A 7,451-nucleotide genomic window follows, 5' to 3' on the forward strand; every position below is an offset into this window, starting at 1 on the left:
CGGTCAGCGCCGTCCCAGGCGCGACCGTCCGGAAGGCCGCCCCGATGGCCGCGGCGACCGGCCCGAGCGGACCACCGCCCCCGCGGCGGAGCCGCAGCCGGAAAGCACCGGGGAGGGCTGATCAATGCTGATTCCGCGTAAGGTCGCGCACCGCAAGCAGCACCGTCCGCACCGGACCGGTGCCGCCAGCGGTGGCACCAGGGTTGCGTTCGGGGAGTACGGGATTCAGGCCCTCGAGCACGCGTACGTGACCAACCGGCAGATCGAGGCGGCCCGTATCGCGATGACCCGGCACATCAGGCGAGGCGGCAAGGTGTGGATCAACATCTACCCGGACCGTCCGCTGACGAAGAAGCCGGCCGAGACGCGAATGGGCTCTGGCAAGGGTTCGCCGGAGTGGTGGATCGCCAACGTGAAGCCGGGCCGGGTCATGTTCGAGCTGTCGGGAGTGACGGAGCCTGTCGCGCGCGAGGCGCTGCGCCGTGCGATCCACAAACTGCCGATGAAGTGCAAGATCGTGCAGCGAGAGATGGGTGAAGGCTGATGGCTACGGGCTTGACCGCCGGGCAGCTGCGGGCCTCCAGCCCTGAGGAGCTGAGCAACAAGCTAGCCGAGGCCAAGGAGGAGCTCTTCAACCTCCGTTTCCAGGGCGCCACCGGCCAGCTGGAGAGTCACGGCCGGCTGCATGCCGTCCGCAAGGAGATCGCCCGCATCTATACCGTGATGCGGGAGCGCGAGCTCGGCATCATCACTGACGTCGAAGACGAGGCACCAGCGGACGTCGCGGCGAGCACCGAGGGGAGCGCTGACGAGTGAGCACGACACCAGCCGAGGAAACCACGGCCGCGGAGGCGACCGAGTCGCGCGGCTACCGCAAGACCCGCGAGGGCTACGTGGTCAGCGACAAGATGGATAAGACCGTCGTCGTCGCCGTAGAAGACCGCGTGAAGCACCCCAAGTACGGCAAGGTGCTGCGCCGTACCAAGAAGTACAAGGCCCACGACGAGCAGAACGAGTGCAACGTCGGTGACCGTGTGCTGCTGATGGAGACCCGGCCGCTGTCCGCGACCAAGCGGTGGCGGGTGGCCGAGATCCTCGAGCGAGCCAAGTAAGTAAGACGACCGCCGGCGAGAACCCCGGCGTGACGATCAGGAGTTGACGTGATCCAGCAGGAGTCGCGGCTGAAAGTCGCCGACAACACGGGTGCTAAAGAGATTTTGTGTATCCGCGTGCTCGGCGGCAGCGGCCGGCGATACGCGGGCATCGGTGACGTCATCGTGGCGACCGTTAAGGACGCGCTGCCCGGGGCTGGCGTCAAGAAGGGCGACGTCGTCAAGGCGGTCGTGGTGCGTACCCGCAAGGAGCGCCGCCGCGCGGACGGTTCGTACATCCGGTTCGACGAGAACGCCGCCGTGCTGATCAGGGACGGCGGGGACCCGCGCGGCACCCGCATCTTCGGCCCGGTGGGGCGGGAGCTGCGGGAGAAGCGGTTCATGCGGATCATCTCGCTGGCGCCGGAGGTGCTGTGATGAAGATCAAGAAGGGTGACCACGTGGTGGTCACGGCCGGCAAGGACAAGGGCGCTTCAGGGACCGTCATCGCGGCGCACCCGAAGGAGAACCGGGTCACCGTGCAGGGCGTGAACATGATCAAGAAGAACAAGAAGGTGACCAACCAGGGAGTGCGCGGCGCCAAGGAAGGCGGCATCGTCACCCAGGAGGCGTCGATCCACGTGAGCAACGTGCAGCTGGTCGACCCGGAGACCGAGCGTCCGGCGCGGGTCGGTTACCTGACCAAGGAAGACGGCACGAAGGTCCGCGTCCTGCGGCCAAGCGGGAAGGAAATCTGATGGCGACCGAGGCGCAGGCCAGGCCCCGGCTCAAGGAGAAGTACCGGAGCGAGATCGCCCCGGCCATGAAGGACGAGTTCGGGTACGCCAACGTGATGCAGATCCCGGGGCTGACCAAGATCGTCGTGAACATGGGCGTCGGCGAGGCCGCGCGGGACGCGAAGCTGATCGACGGTGCCGTCAGGGACCTGGCCGCGATCACCGGCCAGAAGGCGGCCGTGGCGCGGGCGAGGAAGTCCATCGCCCAGTTCAAGCTGCGCGAGGGCATGCCGATCGGTGCGCACGTGACGCTTCGCGGCGATCGGATGTGGGAGTTCCTCGACCGGCTGCTGTCGATCGCGCTGCCCCGCATCCGTGACTTCCGCGGCCTGAACGACCGGCAGTTCGACGGTCAGGGGAACTACACGTTCGGGCTCGTTGAGCAGGTCGTGTTTCCCGAGATCGACCCGGACCGGGTGGACCGGCAGCGGGGAATGGACATCACTATCGTCACCACGGCGACCAACGACGACGAGGGCCGCGCGCTGCTGCGCCGGCTCGGCTTCCCCTTCAGGGACGGGTTGGCGGCGGCCGCCGAGGCACCGAGGACGGGCGGAAGGAGGAACCGCTAATGGCGAAGAAGGCGCTGATCGCCAAGGCGAACCGGAAGCCGAAGTTCGCTGTCCGCGCTTACACGCGGTGCACGCGCTGCGGCCGGCCGCGCGCCGTGTACCGGAAGTTCGGCCTGTGCCGTATCTGCTTCCGCACGATGGCGCACCGGGGCGAGCTCCCGGGCATCACCAAGTCCAGCTGGTAACTAGCAACACGCCGTAGGTCCGGCCAAGGAAACCACGGCGAGGAAGGCCAAAACGGCCATGTCAATGACAGACCCGATCGCGGACATGCTGACCCGTCTGCGCAACGCCAACTCGGCGTACCACGACACCGTGGGCATGCCGTTTTCCAAGATCAAGTCGCACATCGCGGAGATCCTCGAGCAGGAGGGCTACATCGCCGGGTGGCGCGTCGAGGACGCCGAAGTCGGCAAGGACCTCGTGATCTCGCTGAAGTACGGCAACGCGAGGGAGCGCTCGATCGCCGGGATCAAGCGGGTCTCCAAGCCCGGTCTGCGGGTGTATGCGAAGAAGGACAACCTGCCGCGGGTCCTCGGCGGGCTCGGCGTCGCGATCATCTCGACGTCGGGCGGCCTGATGACCGACAAGCAGGCCAAGAGAAGCGGCGTGGGCGGGGAAGTCCTCGCCTACGTCTGGTAAGGGAGGGGAGGATCCACCATGTCACGTATCGGACGACTCCCCATTCCCATCCCCAGCGGAGTGGACGTGGCCATCGACGGCCAGGCGGTCAGCGTCAAGGGGCCCAAGGGCGCCCTGAACCTCACCATCGCCGAGCCGATCAGCGTGGTCCAGGAGGACGGCGTCATCCGGGTCACCAGGCCCAACGACGAGGGCAAGGTCCGCGCGCTGCACGGCCTGTCCCGCACGCTGATCTACAACATGGTCGCCGGCGTGACCCAGGGCTACAGCAAGACCCTGGAGATCGTCGGCGTCGGTTACCGCGTGCAGGCCAAGGGCAGGGACCTCGAGTTCTCGCTTGGTTTCAGCCACCCGGTGGTCATCACGCCGCCGGAAGGAATCACCTTGCGGGTCGAGGCGCCGACCAGGTTCGTCGTCGAGGGCATCGACAAGCAGCTGGTGGGCGAGACCGCGGCGCGGATTCGCAAGCTCCGCAAGCCCGACCCGTACAAGGCCAAGGGCGTGCGGTACCAGGGCGAAGTGATCCGGCGCAAGGTCGGGAAGGCTGGTAAGTAGTCATGGCTGGTACGAAGGCCAAGAGGTCGTCGCGCGAGTACGCCACCGGGCGGGTGGGGCCGCGCACGGCGACGAAGACCCGCGCGCGCGTCCGGCGTCACCTGCGGGTGCGCAAGAGGGTCATCGGCAGCGCCGTCCGGCCGCGGCTCATGGTGAACCGGTCTGCGCGGCACATCGTCGTGCAGATCGTGGACGACACCGTCGGCCGCACCCTGGCGTCCGCCTCCACCATGGACCCGGCTATCAGGTCGGCGACGGGGGACAAGACGGCCAAGGCCAAGCTGGTCGGCGCGCTCATCGCCGAGCGGGCGAAGACCGCGGGCATCACCGCGGTGGTCTTCGACCGCGGCGGCTACAAGTACCACGGCCGCGTGGCCGCCCTCGCGGATAGCGCGCGGGAAGCCGGGCTGACGCTGTGATCAGTAATAGGAAGGAAAGCTAATGCCAGGAGCTCCGCGGCGCGGCGGCGGTGAGCGGCGTGAGCGCCGTGACGACCGCCGCGGCGGTCAGGCCGAGAAGCAGAACGTTTACCTGGAGCGCGTGGTCGCGATCAACCGCGTGGCCAAGGTCGTCAAGGGTGGCCGCAGGTTCAGCTTCACCGCCCTGGTCGTGGTCGGCGACGGCAACGGCATGGTCGGTGTCGGCTACGGCAAGGCCAAGGAGGTGCCCGCGGCGATCGCCAAGGGCGTCGAAGAGGCCAAGAAGCACTTCTTCCGGGTGCCTCGGATCGCCACCACGATCCCGCACACCGTGACGGGTGAGGCGGCGGCCGGCGTGGTGCTGCTCAAGCCGGCCAGCCCAGGTACCGGCGTCATCGCCGGCGGCCCGGTGCGCGCCGTGCTCGAGTGCGCCGGCATCGGCGACGTGCTGTCGAAGTCGCAAGGCTCGTCCAACCCGATCAACGTGGTGCACGCCACCGTGGCGGCGCTCAAGGGGCTGAGCCGTCCCGAGGAGATCGCCGCCAAGCGCGGCCTGCCGATCGAGCAGGTGGCGCCGAAGGCGATGCTGCAGGCGCGTGCCGCGGCCAGCGGGGCTGGGGTGTGAGATGGCCCAGCTCAAGGTGACCCAGGTCAAGTCGAAGATCGGCGGGACCAGCGTGCAGCGCGACTCGCTGCGCTCGCTCGGCCTGCGCCGGATCGGCCAGACGGTGGTCAAGCCGGATCGCCCGGAGTTCCGCGGCATGATCCAGGTTGTCCGCCACCTGGTCAAGGTAGAGGAAGTGGACTAGCCAATGTTGAAGCTGCACGATCTGCGGCCGGCCCCCGGCGCCCACAGGGACAAGACGCGGGTGGGCCGCGGCGAGGGATCCAAGGGCAAGACCGCCGGTCGCGGTACCAAGGGCACCAAGGCAAGGACACAGGTGCCGCCCGGCTTCGAGGGCGGCCAGATGCCGATGTCCCGCCGCATCCCGAAGCTCAAGGGCTTCTCCAACGCGCCGTTCAAGACCTCTTACCAGGTCGTGAACGTCGGGCGGCTCTCGGAGCTGTACCCGTCGGGCGGTGACGTGACGCCGGAGAACCTGTCCGCCAACGGCGCGGTGCGCCGTGGCGAACTGGTCAAGGTGCTCGGCACCGGAGAGCTGACCGCGGCGCTGCGCGTGAGCGCGCACGCCGTCTCGAAGTCGGCCCGCCAGAAGATCGAGGCGGCGGGCGGAACGGTCACGCTGCTCGGCTAGGCAGAGCCCTTAGGTTGATCATGTCCCGCACCCACCGCTGGCTCGTTACGGGGGCGCCTCTGGCGTCCTCGCGAGCTAGCTCGTCGGCCGGGCCTGCGGGTAGTATACGGAAGCCGCTGAAACGCAGGTTCCGCCGATGAAGAGGGATCACGCATGCTGACCGCGTTCATCCGGGCGTTCAGAACGCCCGACCTGCGTAAGAAGATGCTGTTCACACTGGGCATCATCGCCCTGTTCAGGTTCGGCTCGTCGCTGCCCGCCCCGGGCATCAGCGAGAAGAACGTGTCCTACTGCTCGAACCTCGCGTCGAAGAGCGGCGCCGCGAACGTGTACGCGATCGTCGACCTGCTCAGCGGTAACGCGCTGAAGTACATGTCGGTGTTCGCGCTCGGCATCATGCCCTACATCACCGCGAGCATCATCTTGCAGCTGCTCACGGTGGTGATCCCGCGGCTTGAGACCCTCAAGAACGAGGGCCAGGCCGGCCAGGCCAAGATCACCCAGTACACCAGGTACCTGACCATCGGCCTGGCGGTCCTGCAGTCCACCGGGTACATCGAGCTCGCCCGCAGCGGCACCCTGTTCCAGTCGTCCGCGTGCACCTCGACGCTCAACCCGATCATCCCGGACGCGTCGCCGTTCCGTATCGCCACAATGGTGATCACGATGGTGGCGGGCACCGCGGTGATCATGTGGATGGGCGAGCTGATCACCGACCGCGGCGTCGGCAACGGTATGTCGGTCATGATCTTCACGCAGGTCATCGCCGTCATCCCCGGCGAGCTGCTGACCATCTACCAAACCAGGCAGGCGTTCATCGCGCTGCTGTCCGTCGCCGTCGTGATCGTGGTCGTCACGGGCATCGTGTTCATGGAGCAGGCGCAGCGGCGCATCCCCGTGCAGTACGCCAAACGCATGGTCGGGCGCCGGATGTACGGCGGAACGTCCACCTATATCCCGATGAAGGTGAACCAGGCGGGCGTCATCCCTGTCATCTTCGCCTCGAGCCTGCTGTACATCCCGCAGCTTGCGGTGTCGCTGTTCGGCAGCAGCAACCACCCGCAGGGCTGGGTCTCGTTCACGCAGCGCTACCTGGAGATCGGGACCACGAACTCCCTGTCGACCATGTGGGTCTACATGCTGGCCTTCTTCCTGCTGATCGTCGCGTTCACCTTCTTCTACGTGTCGATCACGTTCAACCCGACCGAGGTCGCCGACAACATGAAGAAGTACGGCGGCTTCATCCCCGGCATCAGACCGGGGCGGCCGACCGCCGAGTACCTCGGATACGTCCTTACCCGGCTCACCACTCCCGGGTCGATGTACCTGGGCGCCGTCGCCCTCTTCCCGCTGGTAGCGCTCGCCGCGATCGGCGTGGGCAATCAGTTCCCGTTCAGCGGCGTGAGCCTGCTCATCATGGTCGGCGTTGGCCTGGACACGGTCAAGCAGATCGAGAGCCAGCTGCAGCAGCGTAACTATGAGGGTTTCTTGCGATAGTGCGCATCGTCCTTGTCGGGCCACCCGGAGCGGGCAAAGGGACCCAGGCCCACTTCATCGCATCCCATCTGGCGATCCCGCGCATCTCGACAGGTGACATCTTCCGGTACAACGTCACGCACAACACCGACCTCGGCGTGCAGGCGAAGGAGTACATGGACCGTGGTGACCTCGTCCCGGACGAGGTCACCGTCGCGATGGTGCGCGACCGGCTGGGAGAGGACGACTCGCAGGCCGGCTTCCTGCTGGACGGCTTCCCGCGGAACGTCCCGCAGGCCGAGACGCTGAAGAAGATGCTCGCCGAGCTGGAAACCAAGCTGACCGTCGTGCTCGAGCTCATCGTGGATGAGGACGAGGTGGTCCGCCGGCTGTCCGGCCGCCGTACCTGCCGCCGCTGTGAGCGGGTCTGGCACGAGCTGTACGACCCGCCCGCGCAGCCCGGCATCTGTGACGACTGCGGCGGCGAGCTGTTCCAGCGCGACGATGACAAGGAAGAAGTGATCCGGCACCGCGTCGAGGTGTACAACAGCCAGACGTCGCCGTTGATCGCCTTCTACGCGGACGAGGGGATTCTCGTCGGGATTGACGCTACCGGGCCCGTTGAGGAGATCACCTCGCGCGG

At 67.1% G+C, this 7,451-nt stretch carries 15 protein-coding genes; all 15 read left to right on the forward strand.

From position 1 onward, the window contains the following. Nucleotides 1-124: 124 nt before the first annotated feature. A complete protein-coding gene (rplP, locus tag WA805_RS01800) occupies nucleotides 125-544 on the forward strand; it encodes a 50S ribosomal protein L16 (protein ID WP_422275406.1) in 420 nt (139 codons plus the stop codon). Next, nucleotides 544-816 carry a 50S ribosomal protein L29 gene (gene rpmC / locus WA805_RS01805; RefSeq protein ID WP_422275404.1) on the forward strand — a complete coding sequence of 91 codons (273 nt, stop codon included), beginning with the start codon at nucleotides 544-546 and terminating at the stop codon, nucleotides 814-816. The genes rplP and rpmC overlap by 1 nt, the downstream gene beginning before the upstream one ends. Continuing rightward, nucleotides 813-1,112 carry a 30S ribosomal protein S17 gene (gene rpsQ, locus WA805_RS01810; protein ID WP_422275402.1) on the forward strand — a complete coding sequence of 100 codons (300 nt, stop codon included), beginning with the start codon at nucleotides 813-815 and terminating at the stop codon, nucleotides 1,110-1,112. The genes rpmC and rpsQ overlap by 4 nt, the downstream gene beginning before the upstream one ends. A gap of 48 nt (nucleotides 1,113-1,160) precedes the next feature. Further along, nucleotides 1,161-1,529, forward strand: coding sequence for a 50S ribosomal protein L14 (gene rplN / locus WA805_RS01815; protein WP_145852118.1), 369 nt, complete (start codon nucleotides 1,161-1,163; stop codon nucleotides 1,527-1,529). Beyond that, the gene (gene rplX, locus WA805_RS01820; RefSeq protein ID WP_422275399.1) at nucleotides 1,529-1,849 is read left to right on the forward strand and encodes a 50S ribosomal protein L24; all 321 of its coding nucleotides are present in this window, start codon (nucleotides 1,529-1,531) and stop codon (nucleotides 1,847-1,849) included. The genes rplN and rplX overlap by 1 nt, the downstream gene beginning before the upstream one ends. After that, nucleotides 1,849-2,460, forward strand: coding sequence for a 50S ribosomal protein L5 (rplE, locus tag WA805_RS01825; RefSeq protein ID WP_422275397.1), 612 nt, complete (start codon nucleotides 1,849-1,851; stop codon nucleotides 2,458-2,460). The genes rplX and rplE overlap by 1 nt, the downstream gene beginning before the upstream one ends. Next, nucleotides 2,460-2,645, forward strand: a complete 186-nt coding sequence (locus WA805_RS01830; protein WP_326884567.1) for a type Z 30S ribosomal protein S14 — start codon at nucleotides 2,460-2,462, stop codon at nucleotides 2,643-2,645. Before rplE ends, WA805_RS01830 begins: the two co-directional genes overlap by 1 nt. A 58-nt stretch (nucleotides 2,646-2,703) precedes the next feature. Then, a complete protein-coding gene (rpsH, locus tag WA805_RS01835) occupies nucleotides 2,704-3,102 on the forward strand; it encodes a 30S ribosomal protein S8 (RefSeq protein WP_422275395.1) in 399 nt (132 codons plus the stop codon). A gap of 18 nt (nucleotides 3,103-3,120) precedes the next feature. Beyond that, nucleotides 3,121-3,657: a 50S ribosomal protein L6 gene (gene rplF / locus WA805_RS01840; protein ID WP_422275393.1), complete on the forward strand. Its 537-nt coding sequence runs from the start codon at nucleotides 3,121-3,123 to the stop codon at nucleotides 3,655-3,657. A gap of 2 nt (nucleotides 3,658-3,659) precedes the next feature. Continuing rightward, on the forward strand, nucleotides 3,660-4,076 hold the full coding sequence (gene rplR / locus WA805_RS01845) for a 50S ribosomal protein L18 (protein WP_422288652.1): 417 nt from the start codon (nucleotides 3,660-3,662) through the stop codon (nucleotides 4,074-4,076). Between the two features lie 22 nt (nucleotides 4,077-4,098). After that, nucleotides 4,099-4,701, forward strand: coding sequence for a 30S ribosomal protein S5 (gene rpsE, locus WA805_RS01850; RefSeq protein ID WP_422275389.1), 603 nt, complete (start codon nucleotides 4,099-4,101; stop codon nucleotides 4,699-4,701). 1 nt (nucleotide 4,702) lies between these two features. Further along, nucleotides 4,703-4,885 carry a 50S ribosomal protein L30 gene (gene rpmD, locus WA805_RS01855; protein WP_326884572.1) on the forward strand — a complete coding sequence of 61 codons (183 nt, stop codon included), beginning with the start codon at nucleotides 4,703-4,705 and terminating at the stop codon, nucleotides 4,883-4,885. A gap of 3 nt (nucleotides 4,886-4,888) precedes the next feature. Continuing rightward, nucleotides 4,889-5,332 carry a 50S ribosomal protein L15 gene (rplO, locus tag WA805_RS01860; RefSeq protein WP_422275386.1) on the forward strand — a complete coding sequence of 148 codons (444 nt, stop codon included), beginning with the start codon at nucleotides 4,889-4,891 and terminating at the stop codon, nucleotides 5,330-5,332. A 153-nt stretch (nucleotides 5,333-5,485) separates the two neighbouring features. Beyond that, nucleotides 5,486-6,829, forward strand: a complete 1,344-nt coding sequence (secY, locus tag WA805_RS01865) for a preprotein translocase subunit SecY (RefSeq protein WP_422275384.1) — start codon at nucleotides 5,486-5,488, stop codon at nucleotides 6,827-6,829. Further along, on the forward strand, nucleotides 6,829-7,451 hold a 623-nt coding region (locus tag WA805_RS01870; RefSeq protein ID WP_425241500.1), incomplete at its 3' end, for an adenylate kinase. The genes secY and WA805_RS01870, both read left to right, overlap by 1 nt.

Origin of the sequence: Trebonia sp. (genome assembly GCF_049794275.1) — a bacterium.
Taxonomy (GTDB): Bacteria; Actinomycetota; Actinomycetes; order Streptosporangiales; family Streptosporangiaceae; genus Trebonia.

Excerpts from the sequence above, each read along its gene's own strand:
- rplP (WP_422275406.1), top strand. The coding sequence starts at position 125 with ATGCTGATTCCGCGTAAGGTCGCGCACCGCAAGCAGCACCGTCCGCAC.
- rpmC (WP_422275404.1), top strand. The coding sequence starts at position 544 with ATGGCTACGGGCTTGACCGCCGGGCAGCTGCGGGCCTCCAGCCCTGAG.
- rplX (WP_422275399.1), top strand. The coding sequence starts at position 1,529 with ATGAAGATCAAGAAGGGTGACCACGTGGTGGTCACGGCCGGCAAGGAC.
- rplE (WP_422275397.1), top strand. The coding sequence starts at position 1,849 with ATGGCGACCGAGGCGCAGGCCAGGCCCCGGCTCAAGGAGAAGTACCGG.
- WA805_RS01830 (WP_326884567.1), top strand. The coding sequence starts at position 2,460 with ATGGCGAAGAAGGCGCTGATCGCCAAGGCGAACCGGAAGCCGAAGTTC.
- rpsH (WP_422275395.1), top strand. The coding sequence starts at position 2,704 with ATGTCAATGACAGACCCGATCGCGGACATGCTGACCCGTCTGCGCAAC.
- rplF (WP_422275393.1), top strand. The coding sequence starts at position 3,121 with ATGTCACGTATCGGACGACTCCCCATTCCCATCCCCAGCGGAGTGGAC.
- rplR (WP_422288652.1), top strand. The coding sequence starts at position 3,660 with ATGGCTGGTACGAAGGCCAAGAGGTCGTCGCGCGAGTACGCCACCGGG.
- rpsE (WP_422275389.1), top strand. The coding sequence starts at position 4,099 with ATGCCAGGAGCTCCGCGGCGCGGCGGCGGTGAGCGGCGTGAGCGCCGT.
- rpmD (WP_326884572.1), top strand. The coding sequence starts at position 4,703 with ATGGCCCAGCTCAAGGTGACCCAGGTCAAGTCGAAGATCGGCGGGACC.
- rplO (WP_422275386.1), top strand. The coding sequence starts at position 4,889 with ATGTTGAAGCTGCACGATCTGCGGCCGGCCCCCGGCGCCCACAGGGAC.
- secY (WP_422275384.1), top strand. The coding sequence starts at position 5,486 with ATGCTGACCGCGTTCATCCGGGCGTTCAGAACGCCCGACCTGCGTAAG.